Genomic DNA, 15,319 nt, shown 5'->3' with positions numbered 1-15,319 from the left:
GCGCTCGACGGCTCACAGCTGTACAAGAGCAGAGCGCAGATGTGTGGATATGCGTCTGGGAGGTTGGTTGCAATGAAAATCACAGCTGTGTTAGGCTGCGAGGCGCATTTTCAGGGGTACACATTTGATGAACTGATGTTGACAAGCGACGAACTCGCCAAAAGAGTCTTTCGCAAGAAAACTGTATCTGGACGTGAAATCAAGGCATCCTTGCCGCGGAATACGCTGTTGAAGCCCGGCGATGTGCTGTTGGCTGAAGCGCGCTGTGCCGTGGTTGTGCGCGTCATCCCAGAATGGGTGCTGGTCATTCGACCGACAAGTTTTGCGCAGATTGCCGAGGTTGGTCATCAATTGGGGAATCGGCATATGCCCATTCAGATTGAGGAAAACGAGATAGTAGTGGCCTATCACCCGCTTTTGGAAACGCTGTTTCAGGGGATGGATATCGCTTGCGAACGCGTGTTGCGGACGCTGGAGCGCCCCTTTTTACACATTTTTGCGCCGCACATGCACTAAGAGACTTGTGAACAGCGCCCGAGCCATCAATCCGATTGATTTTCACCAGTCCTTAGAGGAGGCGCTCATGAATCCTGCACAGTTTTCGTTTATGCTCCAGATGGGTGACGGCAATTTTCCGAATGGCGCATTCTCGCACTCCTTTGGCTTGGAGACGCTGATTGAAGCGGGGCTGGTCGTGGACGCGGCGACGTTCGAACAGGCGCTTGCGGATTGGTTTCACCTGCAACTCGTTCCCTTTGATGGCCTTGCTGCTCATATTGCTTGGGCGTTGACCAAAGCTGGGGATATGGAAGGGCTCCTCGCCCTCGCCGAGCTTGTCTCAGCTTCGCTGCTTGCCGAACAATCGAAGCGCGGCGCGCTGTTGATTGGCAAACGGTCATTGCAAGTATTGCATGATCTCGTCCCCCATGGTGGCGCAACACAGTGGTACTGGGAGAAGGTCGCAGCAGGCGAAGCGTGCGCGACACACGCGTTGGCGTTGGCGGTCGCAAGTGCGGAGATGGGTATTGGTCAGGATTTTACGCGCACGGCGGTATTGTACAGCGCGTTGTCGAGCCTCATTGCCGCCGCAGTGCGCGCTGTGCCGATTGGCCAGTCGGCAGGACAACAATTGCTGGCGACTGGTCGCTCGTGGATTGAAAGTGCGCCGAGCATGGCTGGGTATCAGATGGCAGACATCTCGTCGACCGCCGCGATGTGGGAAATTGCGCAGATGAACCACAAAGCGTTGAACGGTCGGCTGTTCATGTCCTAATGCGCCATGTGTGCTGGGGGCTAGGCCCTGCCATGTTTCGATATGATTGGATTTTATAATTTTGCCGAGCGGGGCGCATCTCGCATGACGTCTTCAGTAGTGAACGGAGGAGTACAAATGAGCGCGATTCGGATTGGCATTGGCGGCCCGGTTGGGGCTGGCAAGACGGCGCTTGTGGAGCGACTGACAAGAACATTATACGGTCGCTACCAAATGGCGGTGGTGACGAATGATATTTTCACGCGTGAGGACGCAGAGTTTCTCGTGAAACATGGGATATTGGAAGCAGCGCGAATTGTCGGTGTCGAGACAGGCGGCTGCCCACACACCGCCATCCGCGAGGATGCCACGATGAATCTGCAAGCCATTGAGGCGTTGGAAACCCGCTTTGCAGATTTGGAGATCATCTTCGTCGAAAGCGGGGGAGACAATCTGGCGGCCACATTCAGCCCGGAACTGGCCGACTTCACCATTTATATCATCGATGTGGCGCAAGGAGAAAAAATTCCTCGCAAGGGCGGCCCGGGGATTTGCAAATCCGATTTGCTCATCATCAACAAAAAGGACTTGGCGCCGCACGTGGGGGCGAGTTTGGACGTGATGGCGCGCGACGCCAAAAGCATGCGCGGCGAGCGACCATTTCTCTTCACCAACTTGTTGGTGAACGAAGGGTTGGACGAGGTGGTGGCGTGGCTTGAGTACAATGCGCTCCTTGTCGATGCCTGATGTCGTCACGGGCACAGTCGCCCTGACATTTCGCCAGGAAGCGGGCGTCACGCTTGTGGCGGGTCAACAGAGCACGGGGTTGCTGCGCGCGAGTCGCCCTGTTTACAGAGGGACAGGACGACGCCCTGAAATACAGTTGATTCACCTGGGGCCAGGCAGTATGAACGGAGATGGCTATGCGCAGCGCATCACGCTTCACGAGCAAGCCGAGGCCGTCGTCGGTTTTCAGTCGTATACAAAGGTGCTGCCCGGCATGGCAGGTTCCAGCCAGCAAACGGACATCACACTTGGCGCGTCCAGTCGATTGACGATGAAGCCAAACGTGGTGCTGCCCTATCCAGATGCTGTGTATACTGCTCATACAGATGTCCAATTGGGGCTAGGGGCTATCGCGTCTATCTCTGAGATCCTCGTCGGCGGACAAACGCCAGATGTCGAATCGCTCGCCTTTGAAAAGTTGTCTTCGACACTCCAAGTGTTTCGCGGCGACAAACTTATCTTGCGGGATGCGATACAGGCTGGTCGGCGGTCACTTGGGCGAGGCCGCATCTGGGCAGATGGGTTTCCGGTGCTCGGCAGTGTGTATCTCATCGGGGATTTTCCGGAGCAACTCGAACAAAATTTACGCGAGCATGGCGCTGCGCTCCAGTCGGCAGAGGTTCGTGTGGGGGTATCGTATCTCGCAGATGCCGGGTTCGTGCTGCGAATTTTAGGGACAAGGATTCAACTGGTCGAGCGCGTGATTGAGCGGGCGTACGGCGTGATCGACCCATATAAAGGATGAGGTGCGTCCCTCATGCCTGTTGTCTGGCACAAGGGACTGATTGACTCACTTTGGTAACACACCTTATGTGTTCAATGGCCCACTTGCCAAGGGCGCGCTGGCCCGTGGTGGTGATGCAGGCTGCGCAAAGGGGTTCCCTTTAACGCTTCTTTTGCCATGACCTTGGGTTGGCCGCTGTTGTCCAGACGCCGATGAATGGTTCGATCCGTCGTGACAAACCCGATACGCGCATAGACGCGGGAAGCGAGTGCCTGACATTGGGGACAGGCGGTTGTTGAACGGGCATCTGCCATGTTCATCTCCAGGCTGAACGGTCCGCAGCGATGACAAGCAAATTCGTATTGAGGCATGAGCTTTCTCCTCCATCCAGTTTATCTGGGGACGATATCCTGTTCGAAGATGCTGGTGGGAATGGCTAGCGTGCAACACGCGTTGGGAACATCCACAATGCCGCTGATCCGCCCTTCAACAGGCGCTGTGCCAAGAATCATGTAGGCCTGTTCACCAGTGAAGCCAAAACCCTTTAGATATTCGATGGCGTTTAAGCATGCGCGGCGATAGGCGACGTGAGCATCCAGATATCGCTGTTCGCCAGTGAATTCATCCACAGAAATCCCCTCGAAGACGATATATTCCGAGAATTTTGGTTCGACAGGGCCAGGCTTAAACACGGGGTTTTCGCCGATACTGTATTTCGCCATGCCGCCTTTGATGAGGTCGACGTGGAGATCGATCCAGCCGTTCATTTCAATGGCGCCACAAAATGTGATCTCGCCATCCCCTTGCGAAAAATGAATGTCCCCCATGGATAATTTTGCGCCATCGACAAAGACCGGGAAGTAGATTTTGCTTCCTTTTGACAGGTTTTTGATGTCGCAGTTGCCGCCGTTTTCACGCGGTGGAACTGTGCGGGCCGCTGCTTTTGCCACACTGTCAAAAGCAGCGCCGGTCAACGTCCCCAGCACAGCGCCATCTGGTTCCGGCAGATTGGCCAAAGCGGGGATGCGGTTGGGGTTCGTGTCCACCAGTTTCTTTTCACGGCTGTTCCAAGTATCCAGAAGTTTGTGCGATGGCGCAACGCCGATAAGTCCAGGGTGAATGATACCGGGAAATCTGACACCAGGCACATGACGTGAAGTCGTGTAGATGCCATGGAAGTCCCAAATCGATTTGCATGCTTCTGGATAGTGATCGACCAAAAAACTACCGCCGTTTTCCTTGGCAAAAATGCCGTTGTATCCCCACTCGGAATTTGGCAGCGCGCCGATATCCAAGATCTCCACGACGAGGAGATCTCCCGGCTCGGCGCCGTTGATGTAGATGGGGCCGCTGAGGACATGCACGCGGTTTAAATCGACGTCGCGAATGTCTGCTGCATCGTCATTGTTGCCAATCTGGCCATCGGTCCAATCCTTGCATTCAATACGAAATTGTTCACCTGGATTGACAGAGACGACAGCAGGAATATCCGGATGCCAGCGATTGTGGCCTGGGAGTTCCTGTTCACCGATGGGTTTTGTCAAATCGACACGGAATAGAACGTCAGGCATGATACCATCCTTCCAACGAACGGAATATACGTCATCCAGCGGATCGACGGATTGATCAGCAAACCCTCAAATTAACTTTCGAATCGAATCTTGCTCCTCTCCTTGTGGTATGAATCTTAACTTAATATTTTCGATTTTCGCGTGATTTGTCAATTGATATTGTTAGATATATTTACACAAAACGCTGATTTCCGCTTGTTTCGAGATGAAAAACAATTTATATGTTAAATAAGTTTACAAATAACGTTGCGTATGAGCTTGCATAGATGCTACCTTAAGTGAAAATTCAGTCTAATCATTGGGAGGAGATGAAAAGAAATGTCGGTTATCAAAGAACAGGAACGTCCGCTAAAGCCCAAGCGATCCTTCAATAAACTGGTGAACAATCCAGTGTTGGAGGACTACGCGCTGCGCTATGCGCCAAAGTCCTTTCGAAAATGGACAGAATTCACGGTCATGAACTCTGCGCTCGGCGGGATCGCCTATATGGCTGACTTTGCCATCGGGGGTTCTGTCGCTTTGAGTTACGGTTTCATGAACGCATTGGTCGCCATTCTGGTGGTCGCCGCAATCATTTTTCTCACAGGCATTCCCATTGCCTACTATTCAGCCAAATACAATATTGACATGGATTTGCTGACGCGAGGCGCGGGCTTCGGCTACTACGGCTCGACTCTGACCTCGCTTGTTTACGCATCCTTCACCTTTATCTACTTCTCCCTAGAAGGCTCCGTAATGGCGCAGGCGCTGCAGATGTATTTTCACATTCCGCTTGCCGTCGGATATCTGATTTGTTCACTCGTCGTCATCCCGTTGGTGATGTTCGGCATGACGGCGCTCTCCAAAATGCAAGTCGCCACACAGCCAGTGTGGCTGATCATGATGCTCGGTCCGTTTGTCGCGATTGCGTTCAAGGATCCGATGGCGTTTGTGCACTGGTTCCATTTTGCCGGATCGTCAAAATCGGGCGCGCACTTCAATGCGCTTGAATTTGGCTTGGCAGCAGGTGTGACGCTGTCGCTCATCGCCCAGATTGGCGAACAGGTCGATTACCTGCGCTTTATGCCCAACAAGACGAAGGCCAATCGCTCCAAGTGGATGTGGGCAGTGATTTTGGCTGGACCTGGTTGGGTCATCCTGGGGGCCATCAAGCAGCTTGGCGGATCTCTGTTGGCGTCGTACATTGAACCTGCGCTGGGCGCGGTGCAGGCGGATGAGCCAATCAACATGTACACGCAAGCTTTTCACACGGTGGTGCCTGGTGCTTTTGCGGCCTTGTCCGTCGCGACGTTTTTCGTGCTCCTCTCCCAAATCAAAATCAACACGACAAACGCGTACTCAGGCTCATTGTCTTGGTCCAATTTCTTCTCGCGGATTTTTCACTTCCATCCTGGCCGAGTCGTCTGGCTGTTTTTGAACGTGGGTATCGCGCTGGCCTTGATGGAAGGCGGCGTGTTCGGATTCCTCAATACGGTGCTGGGCTTCTATGCCAATGTGGCCGTCGCTTGGATTGGGGCGTTGGTCAGTGACTTGGTGATTAACAAGTCACTCTTGAAAATCAGTCCGTCGTATATCGAATACAAGCGCGGGCACCTGTACAATTTCAATCCGGTTGGCTTTGGTTCCATGATCATTGCGTCGGGCATCTCCATCGCAGCCTTTTTTAACGCGTTTGGCCCGACGATGCAGGCATTCTCGCCGTTTGTCTCCATTGTCTTGGCGTTCGTCTTGGCGCCCATCATCGCCTTGGTGACGCGGGGGAAATATTACATCGCGCGTGAAAACACAACTCGCCAGGCAACTTTGCTGGAATTGCCGCTGCACAGTGTGGAACATGAAGCTGATGTTGAACCAAGTACGACACTTTGTGCCAACTGTGGCTATGAATACGAGCAGGAAGATATGCTCGATTGTCCGTTTCACAAAGGCTCCATCTGTTCACTCTGTTGCAGCTTGGAGAAAAACTGCCATGATATGTGCAAGAAGAACTCCGCGACTGCAGGGCATCAACATAGCCATTCGTTAAAGGCGTAAGGGAAATAGGTAGCCTCGCTTGCGGATGGTGGATTGGCAAAAAGGAAGGTTGTTGCAAACCGTCTCGCTGTTGTTGTCTTGCGCTTCTGTCAAAAACGTCGTCTGGCCAAACAAGGCCACACGGCGTTTTTGACGTTATGCGTTTGTCCATGTGTGCATCGATGGGAGGATGGAAACGAGGGATGGAGAAATGAGGATAAGACATATTGCGAGGGAGTGATTTGATGAGCCTGACATTGCCCAAGGGACTGTTGTTGGACTTAGATGATACGATTTTGGCGTTCGACGCTGTCGCGGATAGCAGTTGGATAGAGACATTAAACACGTACACAAAGTCGCTCCATCCCGTAGATGCCCAAGCGTTGCATCAATCCATCAAAGCAACTGCCGCGCATTTTTGGGGCGATCTCGACCGTCATCGGATCGGGCGATTGAATTTAAAAGATACACGAAAGCAGATCGTTTTCGATGCGATGAAGGCGCTAAACCTGGATGATGCTGGTCTTGCCTCGCACATCGCCGATACATATAACATCATTCGAACACAGCAGATTCACCCCGTAAAAGGAGCCATCGAGACACTTCAGTATCTTCGGGAACGTGAAATTCCTTTAGTTTTGGTGACCAACGGTGATGCCAAAGGGCAGCGGGAGAAGATTGAACGCTTCCATTTGCAGCAGTTTTTCACAGCCATTTTGATTGAAGGAGAGTGTGGTTTTGGCAAACCGGACGAGCGTGTTTACCTACGGGCACTCGATGAACTTGGCCTACCGCCAGAAGATGTCTGGATGATTGGGGACAATCTGGAATGGGAAATCGTCGTTCCGCAGCAATTGGGTATCCGGGGTATTTGGGTCGATTATCGAGGAAGAGGATTGCCAGTGGATTGTGCGACCACGCCTTACAGGACCATTTCAACCCTATCAGATATTCTTGAACCAAGCTGGTGCTGATTGCGAGGAGGGGCTCATATGCAGTTTGATGATGTGATCCATGGCGTCATTCAGATTGAGCACGCTGATTTGCAGGATTTGATTCACACTGCCGCGTTTCAACGGCTGCAAAAATTAAAGCAGCAGGGAAACACATACAGACGATGCGCCACAGCTACACATCATCGCTTCGCCCATTCCATCGGGGTCTACAACAACATGCGTAAACTGCTGACACACATGCAAGCATCAGGCCAGTACATATTCACAGACTACGAACGGACGCTCGCGCTTACAGCCGCGCTGCTGCACGATATTGGGCACGGGCCATTCTCTCACTGTTTTGAACAGATCACAGACATCCATCACGAAGTGTGGACGACCAGAATCATCAACGAAGATACAGACATTCGCCTCATCCTGGACAGGACACCGGGATTGCGGCAAGACGTGATCGACATCATGCGCCGGCAAGGAAAGTTCCCTGTGGTGGAAACCTTGTTGTTTTCACCAGTGGGCGCCGATAAACTCGATTACCTGAATCGGGATTTGTATCATTCCAATCTTGACAACCCTTTGCTTGACTTGGATACACTCATCGCAGGATTGCAGTTGATGGATGGGCAGTTGCTCGTGAAGGCGGATAGGCTCTCGGCAATCGAGAAGCTCGTGCAAATAAAGCGGGACCTCTTCGAAACCGTGTTCGGCCATCCAGCTGTGGTCAGCTATGATTTGCTGCTAAAAATGATTTTTAAGCGGGCGATGTCTTTAAGTCAACATGGTCAGTTGACTTACATGCCCGCCGTCCTCTCTGCTTTCTTGCAAGGGGACAAAACGTGGCCAGTCGAGGATTATGAGGCGCTGACCGATGACGTCGTGATGGATTTGCTGCTTCACTGGCAGCAAGAGAAAGATTCACTGCTCGCAGAGTTGGCAACACGGTTTACGACCTCATCGGATCATCCGCCGCTGCGCTGGATCGACATACAAGACGAGACTTTGTTCAACACCGTCGACCATGATGCGGATGGGTATCAAGTGATGTTGTATGCGTCTGACGTGAAATATGGTCTTTATCAGGGCGGGATACTCATCGAAATAGAAACTGGCGCGAAAGATGTCATCGATATATCTACGACCATCCAATCATTGTCGATCTCGTCATATCCCACGCATTTTTTGTTCTATCGGGAAAAAGCGCCTGGTATATAGTAAGGTTGAGGATTGGTTTGTCTCGGGAAACAGGCGTAAAATTGAATGAGGTTCGTGAAATCTCGCAAATGAATTCTAAACGTTGAAATGGAGGTTTACAGTTGAAGAAACGGACATTAGGTAAAAACGGTTTAGAAGTTTCGGCGCTCGGATTGGGTTGTATGGGTATGTCCGACTTTTACAGCGGTCGGGATGAAGACGAGGCCATACGCACAATTCATCGCGCTTTGGAGCTTGGCGTGATCCATTTGGACACAGCAGATATGTACGGTGTCGGGAAGAATGAGGAACTGGTAGGCAAGGCTTTGAAAGGCCGTCGCAATGAGGTGATATTGGCGACGAAATTTGGCAATGTCCGCAGTGAAGATGGAAAATTTCTCGGTGTCAACGGTCGTCCAGCGTATGTCAAAGCCGCTTGTGACGCCAGTCTGCGTCGTCTCGGCGTCGATCACATCGACCTTTACTACCAGCACAGAGTAGATCCGAACACGCCCATTGAAGAAACGGTTGGCGCAATGGCCGATTTGGTGCAGGCGGGCAAGGTGCGTTTTCTCGGGCTGTCGGAGGCCGCAGCCCCGACCATTCGCCGCGCTTACAGCGTCCATCCGATAACCGCGCTGCAGACAGAGTACTCACTTTGGAGCCGCGATGTGGAGGACGAGATTCTGCCGGTCTGTCGCGAGCTGGGGATTGGCTTTGTGGCTTACAGTCCGCTCGGACGTGGGTTTCTCACAGGGCAAATCCAGAAGTTCGAGGATCTGGCGGAAGATGATTTTCGTCGTTCCTCTCCTCGATTGCAAGGCGACAATTTCAACAAGAATCTCGATCTCGTCCAACGAATTCAGGAAATTTCCAGCGAGAAACAATGTAAACCATCGCAGTTGGCGTTGGCCTGGCTCCTGGCCCAAGGGGACGACATCGCGCCGATTCCGGGCACAAAACGCAGAACCTATTTAGAGGAGAACGTGGGCGCTTTGGATGTTGAACTGACGCAGGAGGACTTGGCGCGAATTGACGAGGCGGCACCAAAGGGCGCAGCATTTGGCGCGCGCTATCCGGAAGCTTCAATGCGGAGCATCAATTTGTAAGGTTTCAGTGTATATGGGGTTCCTAGCTTCAAGATGAAGGGTGACAAACGGGAGTAGAGGGTACAGATTGCACGTGTTGAACCTGTACTCCTGTTTGCTCAGTCCAAGTATATAAACTGTCCAAAAACGTGTTCACAGAACCTCAAGTGTACGGCAACGATGAATCCGTTATTTAGAAATGAACTTGCGTGATATATTCGGTTAGATGTTCAATCATCCATTGGAGTGTGTGAAAGATATGGACAAGCTTCGGTATCCGATTGGCAAGGTATACGAAATTCAGGACAAAGTCACGCCCGAACAAAAAGAACGCTGGATAGGAGATATCGCCGCATCACCGTCTAAGCTCCGCCAGGCGATAAACGGATTGTCACCGGAGCAACTTGATACGCCCTATCGCCCGGATGGTTGGACGGTTCGACAAGTGGTCCACCATTTAGCGGAGGGCCAGATGGTGGCATATACCCGATTCAAATTTGCCCTCACAGAAAATAACCCGGTGGTCGCCATACAGCAAGAGGATTTATGGGCTGGTCTGCCAGATTATCAGGATGTTCCAATCGAGGATGCGCTTGCGTTATTCCAACTCATCCAAGGGCGTTTGGTGACGTTGCTGCAGGGTTTAAAGCCAGAGGATTTCCAGCGTGCGTATGTACATCCAGTCAGTGGCACATGGACGTTGGAGAATGCTGTCGGTCTGATTGCTTGGCACGGTAGGCATCATACAGCGCAGATCACCTCATTGCGAGAACGCATGGGATGGTGAAAATGGATAGATAAAATCTGCAAAGATGAGCTGAATATATTTGCTTTTGTTCCACACAATATCCTCCAATAGAATTTTGGAGGTTTATCTATGAATCACTTCGTCAGTAGAGCAATCAGAGGATTTGTGGCGTGTTCACTCGTGTTTATCATCTGTATACAAGAGAGTCTGGCATCAACGACAGTGACATGCCGAACGGAACAACATGTTTTAAATGAAATTCAGCTAGCGAAACGATACCAAGTGCTACACGTCGTTGTTCACAGTCCATATGCCTACATCTTGTCGATCTCACCGGATAAGGAGTTGTGCCTTCACTTGGCATTTATGAATAAAGAGGGCAAGTGGCGTTGGATGGGCAGTGATGCAATGCCGATGACTGACAACAGACCGTGGAGGCTGTTTCGCAGTAAGTATTATCTAAAATATTCTTCATCTCGTGCGAGCGGTTACCGTTACGATATGGATTATCAGTTTGATTGGTGTTTAAGCGGTTACACAACAGATGCAAAGGTGACTCGTTTTCGCATCAAAACGAAAACGGGATACATTCCCTTGGAATCAATACATGGTCGATATTTTATGCGCGTTTTGACAGAGGAAGAGCATGCAAGTTTTGTTGAAGTGCAGGGTTTGAACGCCAAAGGAGATGTGATTCAACGAGATAACGGAGAACTGGAAGGAAAACCGCGGCAATGGTCTCCACAGCACAGTGAGTTGTATTAAAGAGGATTTTCATTTCCTTGATAAATGGGCATACATATACCTGGTCAGGCATGTATCACAGTCGAATGTGCCTACATACAGTCGCGGTTTGCCTTGGGGCACATCTATCGTCGAGGGCGCTGATTTGCATGTCACTCAACGGAGCGTACAAAATTTCAACTGTCGGTTGACGAGCTAAAGCACATCTCCATACCCACACCCTCCCGAATCCTCTATCCTGTAAATAATCCCGTACCTTTGCGTGCGCCATCCGCGATGCCTTGATTGACTGACATTTTCATGATTCTGCTGGTGCGGGACGCATCACGCATGTCGCCGAAGAGGAAGTGCACTCAAACGGAGGTGGCTAAGATATGACTGACGCCCAGGCTCTTGGAGAAAGAATCAGCCGACTTCGTCATCACAAGCACATGACGCAAGAACAGCTGGGGCAGTTGCTTCACGTATCTGCTCAAGCTGTTTCGAAATGGGAAAACGGCGAATCTTCACCGGACATCTCTCTTGTCGTAAGGATAGCAAATATTCTAGGATGCACCACAGATTTCATGCTTGGTAATGTGTGCACTTTGGCGGCAATGTTGCCCCAAATCAAAGTAGAGTTGAGAAAAATGACGCCTGAACATCAAAGCGATTTCTTGGGCGAGATCATCGATACGATCGGGCAACCCATATCCGCTGACGATCACGCTCTAGCTCTGGAGAATTCGGCGCTGCCTGCAATCCACCTTGGACCAACTGGATTAGGTGTATGGATGGGCCAGAGGGAAGTTTGCTTGCTTTGCGACAACAGCGTTTTTAACGGCAGCGAATGATGCAGCACGAGATCACCCGGAATTCCCTATGAATATTCTCCCACAAGACATGTTGAAAATTTTACTCGAATTGCTGCCTGACAACACAAGTCTACAACCTGAATTTACGGTAGCAGAAACCGTGTTGCGTGCCCGCCTGCCGGGTATCAATTTTGACGAGGTGATCATTTCGTGTATTGAAATGGGGTTTGTCGACAGGGTTCGCGGAGGATATCGGCTGAATGTGAAAGCAGATTTAGCGCTGCGCCTGTTTGCAGTCGTGCATCGCGTAGTCAGCAAGCCTGGATGCACATCGTCTTTATATGCCGGAAGTGACGGTTAGCGCCGTGAACGCCGCTTCTATGCAATGATAGAACGGTTCTTTCGACACGACCACGGCAAGTGAACTTGCATCCCCTAGCGGTTGCTTTAATATGGTGAAGAGAAGTAGAAAGCGATTTCTGCAATAGACTGGCGAACAATTGTGTGCAATAGGCCAAGAGTAGATTATGATTTCTGTCGATTTCAAAATGAAGCCGCAATTTGCTATGTATTTCTACACATAAGGAGAGAAGATTAGCATGGTCACTTTATCCGCGTTTGCAGATGAAATTTCCTCCGATTTGACAGAACAGATGGACGTACTCGAATCCGTAGGGATCAAGCACATTGAATTTCGGGGCGTTTGGCATAAAAACGTGCTTGATTTGACCGATGCTGAGTTGACGCAAGTAAGGGATGCGCTCAAAGCGAGAGGGTTCAAGCTATCGGCTATCGGTTCACCGATTGGGAAGATTTCCATCACGGATGATTTTGAGCAACATCTGGCCAGATTTGAGCGGGCCATTCACGCAGCTCATTTTTTTGATACGAAATATATCCGGATTTTTTCGTTTTTTATCCCTAAAGGAGAGAATCCCGCAGATTATCGCGATGAAGTGATTTCCCGCATGCAGGAATTGGTTCGCAGGGCCAGCGCTGCTGGTGTCACTTTACTGCATGAGAACGAAAAAGATATTTATGGCGACATCACAGAACGTTGTCTTGATATTTTAGAAACATGCGCTTCTTCGAACTTGCGCTGCGCGTTTGATCCCGCCAATTTCGTCCAATGTGGCGTAAAACCGTTCACGCAAGCATTTGCGCCGCTTGAACCGTATTGCGAGTATATCCATATCAAAGACGCTTTGTTTGCGGGAAATAAAGTTGTTCCTGTAGGCAAAGGTGACGGGGAAGTCAAAGCAGTTTTAAGCGCGATGTTTGCGAAGGGATACGATGGATTTTTATCTATCGAGCCGCATTTGGCAAGTGCAGGCACTTATGCGGGATTTAGTGGTCCGGATTTATTTCGAGTCGCCGCCAACGCACTGAAAGATATGCTTAATGAACTTGGTCAGTCATGGGAATGAGTAGGGTCTTTAGGCAGTCGATTACAGTGTAAAGCGGTAGTTTGATATATCGGTACATGGTTTTGGCTGACATCAGCAATACATACGTGATGCCACACTGTGTTTCTGCGACACACCGTGGGGCATCACGTATGGCGTTCTAAACGTTTAATTGCGCGATGTTGCCACGCGGTTACGTGAATTTCCTAGGGAAGACTTTGCGCGTTTCTTGGCATCGCCGCTGCGGATAAACAACGCTTTTGCTACGTTTGCCACGAGTAATCCGACGAGCAAATACGTCAGTCCGCCAAAGGCAATGTATATCGCGGTGCTGACGACGGCTGTCAAAGCGCCAAAGACCACCTGATGGCCATACTTCGCAGGTGAAGTGGGCGGATCCGTGAGCATGAAGAACGCCATGAACAATGCAGAATTAACAATCGGATCACGCAGGGCATCACCTGGCGAATAGGCCGCGTTGCCGATGTGCAAAAGTGCCGCTGTCAGCAACAACCCGAAGTACACGGCCAAAAATGAAAACACAAGCGGGAATTTGTTGATGCGTGAGACGATGATGTACCCACAGGCCAATAGCAACAAGGCGAACCATCCGGATAGATCAGCCAGGTCTCCCCACCAGCTCTCACCGATGTGGAAAATATAAACGGCGACGAGCAATCCGAAGGCGGCTGGATTCAAAATCGGTTTTCGTCCGACTTTGAGAAAGTGTTTTGACAAGACGGCAATGCCCGTTACAAGAGTAATCATTGGCCACGCGGCCGCCGAATCCAAAATCAATCCGACAATCAACCCTGTCACCAAGCCGCCGTCCGAAAAATAGCGCTTGTATCCTTGAATAAGGGCGACGAGCAGGTCGATGAGAAGCGCCGTGACGACAGCGATGCCTACATTTACAATCCCGTGTGCATCAGTTTTGTGAATTGACGCGACGAACATCAACAGCAAGAGCGCACAAAACACATAACCTTTTGGCGTCGTTAGAAAACGCATTACAGGTCCACGCTTGTTTGGCAGCTTTCGTCCTGAATTCTGCGATGATGTGGCGTTTTGCAATGGGTCATGTGATGCGCCATTCGCCTTTTGACGAGGATTTGTCATCTAAGAATTCCTCCATTTGTCCCGTTAAGTGTATCTCTTTATCATTCGTGATGATGAGACTAGAAAGATGTTCGCTGTCGAACAAATCGATACTGGCTGGTATATCGAGCAGCATGCCGACGGTGGAAAAGGCGTCTGCCAACATTGCAAATGGCGCCAGCACTGTACAACTTGCCACATCGACCGGCGAGCGGTTGGTGTGTGGGTAAATAATGTGATGTGCCTGCTTATCCACTGTGCTTCTGCGTTCGTACCCACCAGATGTGCATACGGCCATATCGTGCACTTCGAGCGTACAAATGGTTTGGGTGTTCACGAAGGGATCTCGTATACCGACCAGCCAGGGCGCGCCTTCATCGTTTGTTCCCGAAACATATAAATCGCCACCGGCATCAATGATAAATCCTTCGTATCGCCTTAATTCCTGTGCGGCCAAATCCACCGCGAATCCCTTTGCCACTGCGCCCAAATCCAGTGTGAGTGGATTGTGTAGGCAAATCGCCTGTTTTTCGGTTGATATTTCTACGTCTTGATAACTTGCTTCCTGGTGCGCATTTGGCCCATCAACCGTTTGGACGGACTGGCGCGTCAGATAGTGTTGATGAAATCCCAATTTGGCCAGTCGTCTGCCGACCGTAGGATCAAATAATCCATTTGTGCGATGTGCAACAGCAAGGGCGAACTGTACGGTTTGAAACAGAATTTCACTGACAGGAACGAACGCGCCAACCGTTCGGGTCAAGCGCATCAATTCACTAGTGGGATCGAATCGGCTACAAACGGCCTCAACTGCGCGAAATGCCGCAAAAGCTCGTTCCAGTGATTGCAGCACGGCCTGCTCGTCCTCGGATGAACTGACTTGTATTGTGACGATGGTACCCATCAATAGTCTCGCTTGCGTCCAACGCTTTCGACGACGACTTGCCACTT

Annotated in this window: 17 protein-coding genes; 13 read left to right on the top strand and 4 right to left on the bottom strand. The window is 50.8% G+C overall.

Annotated features, from left to right (window positions below; all coding sequences use genetic code 11):
- The first annotated feature begins 72 nt into the window (after nt 1-72).
- From ACFSB2_RS11670 to ACFSB2_RS11655, 4 genes are all read left to right on the top strand, one after another.
- Nucleotides 73-516, top strand: coding sequence for an urease accessory protein UreE (locus tag ACFSB2_RS11670; protein WP_377943225.1), 444 nt, complete (start codon nt 73-75; stop codon nt 514-516).
- A 67-nt stretch (nt 517-583) separates the two neighbouring features.
- The gene (locus ACFSB2_RS11665; RefSeq protein ID WP_377943224.1) at nt 584-1,273 is read left to right on the top strand and encodes an urease accessory protein UreF; all 690 of its coding nucleotides are present in this window, start codon (nt 584-586) and stop codon (nt 1,271-1,273) included.
- A gap of 117 nt (nt 1,274-1,390) precedes the next feature.
- A complete protein-coding gene (gene ureG / locus ACFSB2_RS11660) occupies nt 1,391-1,999 on the top strand; it encodes an urease accessory protein UreG (protein WP_377943223.1) in 609 nt (202 codons plus the stop codon).
- The gene (locus ACFSB2_RS11655) at nt 1,977-2,783 is read left to right on the top strand and encodes an urease accessory protein UreD (RefSeq protein ID WP_377943377.1); all 807 of its coding nucleotides are present in this window, start codon (nt 1,977-1,979) and stop codon (nt 2,781-2,783) included. The genes ureG and ACFSB2_RS11655 overlap by 23 nt, the downstream gene beginning before the upstream one ends.
- Nucleotides 2,784-2,854: 71 nt before the next feature.
- Here the strand turns inward: ACFSB2_RS11655 and ACFSB2_RS11650 are convergent, their stop codons facing one another.
- Nucleotides 2,855-3,133, bottom strand: coding sequence for an FmdB family zinc ribbon protein (locus ACFSB2_RS11650; RefSeq protein WP_377943222.1), 279 nt, complete (start codon nt 3,131-3,133; stop codon nt 2,855-2,857).
- A gap of 21 nt (nt 3,134-3,154) precedes the next feature.
- The gene (gene fmdA / locus ACFSB2_RS11645; RefSeq protein WP_377943221.1) at nt 3,155-4,333 is read right to left on the bottom strand and encodes a formamidase; all 1,179 of its coding nucleotides are present in this window, start codon (nt 4,331-4,333) and stop codon (nt 3,155-3,157) included.
- Nucleotides 4,334-4,651: 318 nt separating this feature from the next.
- Between fmdA and ACFSB2_RS11640 the strand changes: the two genes are divergently transcribed.
- From ACFSB2_RS11640 to ACFSB2_RS11600, 9 genes are all read left to right on the top strand, one after another.
- Entirely contained in the window at nt 4,652-6,367 is a 1,716-nt protein-coding gene (locus ACFSB2_RS11640) for a purine-cytosine permease family protein (RefSeq protein WP_377943220.1), read from the top strand.
- Between the two features lie 224 nt (nt 6,368-6,591).
- Nucleotides 6,592-7,320 carry an HAD family hydrolase gene (locus tag ACFSB2_RS11635; RefSeq protein ID WP_377943219.1) on the top strand — a complete coding sequence of 243 codons (729 nt, stop codon included), beginning with the start codon at nt 6,592-6,594 and terminating at the stop codon, nt 7,318-7,320.
- Between the two features lie 18 nt (nt 7,321-7,338).
- On the top strand, nt 7,339-8,511 hold the full coding sequence (locus ACFSB2_RS11630; protein WP_377943218.1) for an HD domain-containing protein: 1,173 nt from the start codon (nt 7,339-7,341) through the stop codon (nt 8,509-8,511).
- A gap of 101 nt (nt 8,512-8,612) precedes the next feature.
- Nucleotides 8,613-9,599: an aldo/keto reductase gene (locus tag ACFSB2_RS11625; RefSeq protein WP_377943217.1), complete on the top strand. Its 987-nt coding sequence runs from the start codon at nt 8,613-8,615 to the stop codon at nt 9,597-9,599.
- Between the two features lie 238 nt (nt 9,600-9,837).
- Nucleotides 9,838-10,365 carry a YfiT family bacillithiol transferase gene (locus ACFSB2_RS11620; protein ID WP_377943216.1) on the top strand — a complete coding sequence of 176 codons (528 nt, stop codon included), beginning with the start codon at nt 9,838-9,840 and terminating at the stop codon, nt 10,363-10,365.
- A 90-nt stretch (nt 10,366-10,455) separates the two neighbouring features.
- Nucleotides 10,456-11,091, top strand: coding sequence for a hypothetical protein (locus ACFSB2_RS11615; RefSeq protein ID WP_377943215.1), 636 nt, complete (start codon nt 10,456-10,458; stop codon nt 11,089-11,091).
- A 353-nt stretch (nt 11,092-11,444) separates the two neighbouring features.
- Nucleotides 11,445-11,903 carry a helix-turn-helix domain-containing protein gene (locus ACFSB2_RS11610; RefSeq protein ID WP_377943214.1) on the top strand — a complete coding sequence of 153 codons (459 nt, stop codon included), beginning with the start codon at nt 11,445-11,447 and terminating at the stop codon, nt 11,901-11,903.
- A 28-nt stretch (nt 11,904-11,931) separates the two neighbouring features.
- Nucleotides 11,932-12,225 carry a hypothetical protein gene (locus ACFSB2_RS11605; protein ID WP_377943213.1) on the top strand — a complete coding sequence of 98 codons (294 nt, stop codon included), beginning with the start codon at nt 11,932-11,934 and terminating at the stop codon, nt 12,223-12,225.
- Nucleotides 12,226-12,463: 238 nt separating this feature from the next.
- Nucleotides 12,464-13,291: a sugar phosphate isomerase/epimerase family protein gene (locus ACFSB2_RS11600; RefSeq protein ID WP_377943212.1), complete on the top strand. Its 828-nt coding sequence runs from the start codon at nt 12,464-12,466 to the stop codon at nt 13,289-13,291.
- Nucleotides 13,292-13,438: 147 nt separating this feature from the next.
- On the opposite strand, the gene ACFSB2_RS11595 is transcribed toward ACFSB2_RS11600, so the two are convergent.
- Nucleotides 13,439-14,389, bottom strand: a complete 951-nt coding sequence (locus ACFSB2_RS11595) for an RnfABCDGE type electron transport complex subunit D (protein ID WP_377943211.1) — start codon at nt 14,387-14,389, stop codon at nt 13,439-13,441.
- Complete coding sequence (locus ACFSB2_RS11590; protein WP_377943210.1) at nt 14,349-15,317, bottom strand: FAD:protein FMN transferase; 969 nt, start codon at nt 15,315-15,317, stop codon at nt 14,349-14,351. Before ACFSB2_RS11590 ends, ACFSB2_RS11595 begins: the two co-directional genes overlap by 41 nt.
- Nucleotides 15,318-15,319: the final 2 nt, after the last annotated feature.

The sequence above is a fragment of the Alicyclobacillus fodiniaquatilis genome (assembly GCF_042678105.1).
Classification (GTDB): Bacteria; Bacillota; Bacilli; order Alicyclobacillales; family Alicyclobacillaceae; genus Alicyclobacillus; species Alicyclobacillus fodiniaquatilis.
This window is presented reverse-complemented; position numbering and strand designations above follow the sequence as displayed.

Bases quoted from the DNA above. Each gene is read 5' to 3' on its own strand.
- ACFSB2_RS11665 (WP_377943224.1), top strand. From the start codon at position 584: ATGAATCCTGCACAGTTTTCGTTTATGCTCCAGATGGGTGACGGCAAT.
- ACFSB2_RS11670 (WP_377943225.1), top strand. From the start codon at position 73: ATGAAAATCACAGCTGTGTTAGGCTGCGAGGCGCATTTTCAGGGGTAC.
- ACFSB2_RS11630 (WP_377943218.1), top strand. From the start codon at position 7,339: ATGCAGTTTGATGATGTGATCCATGGCGTCATTCAGATTGAGCACGCT.
- ACFSB2_RS11610 (WP_377943214.1), top strand. From the start codon at position 11,445: ATGACTGACGCCCAGGCTCTTGGAGAAAGAATCAGCCGACTTCGTCAT.
- ACFSB2_RS11620 (WP_377943216.1), top strand. From the start codon at position 9,838: ATGGACAAGCTTCGGTATCCGATTGGCAAGGTATACGAAATTCAGGAC.
- ACFSB2_RS11655 (WP_377943377.1), top strand. From the start codon at position 1,977: ATGCGCTCCTTGTCGATGCCTGATGTCGTCACGGGCACAGTCGCCCTG.
- ACFSB2_RS11640 (WP_377943220.1), top strand. From the start codon at position 4,652: ATGTCGGTTATCAAAGAACAGGAACGTCCGCTAAAGCCCAAGCGATCC.
- ureG (WP_377943223.1), top strand. From the start codon at position 1,391: ATGAGCGCGATTCGGATTGGCATTGGCGGCCCGGTTGGGGCTGGCAAG.
- ACFSB2_RS11650 (WP_377943222.1), bottom strand. From the start codon at position 3,133: ATGCCTCAATACGAATTTGCTTGTCATCGCTGCGGACCGTTCAGCCTG.
- ACFSB2_RS11605 (WP_377943213.1), top strand. From the start codon at position 11,932: ATGAATATTCTCCCACAAGACATGTTGAAAATTTTACTCGAATTGCTG.
- ACFSB2_RS11600 (WP_377943212.1), top strand. From the start codon at position 12,464: ATGGTCACTTTATCCGCGTTTGCAGATGAAATTTCCTCCGATTTGACA.
- fmdA (WP_377943221.1), bottom strand. From the start codon at position 4,333: ATGCCTGACGTTCTATTCCGTGTCGATTTGACAAAACCCATCGGTGAA.
- ACFSB2_RS11635 (WP_377943219.1), top strand. From the start codon at position 6,592: ATGAGCCTGACATTGCCCAAGGGACTGTTGTTGGACTTAGATGATACG.
- ACFSB2_RS11615 (WP_377943215.1), top strand. From the start codon at position 10,456: ATGAATCACTTCGTCAGTAGAGCAATCAGAGGATTTGTGGCGTGTTCA.
- ACFSB2_RS11595 (WP_377943211.1), bottom strand. From the start codon at position 14,389: ATGACAAATCCTCGTCAAAAGGCGAATGGCGCATCACATGACCCATTG.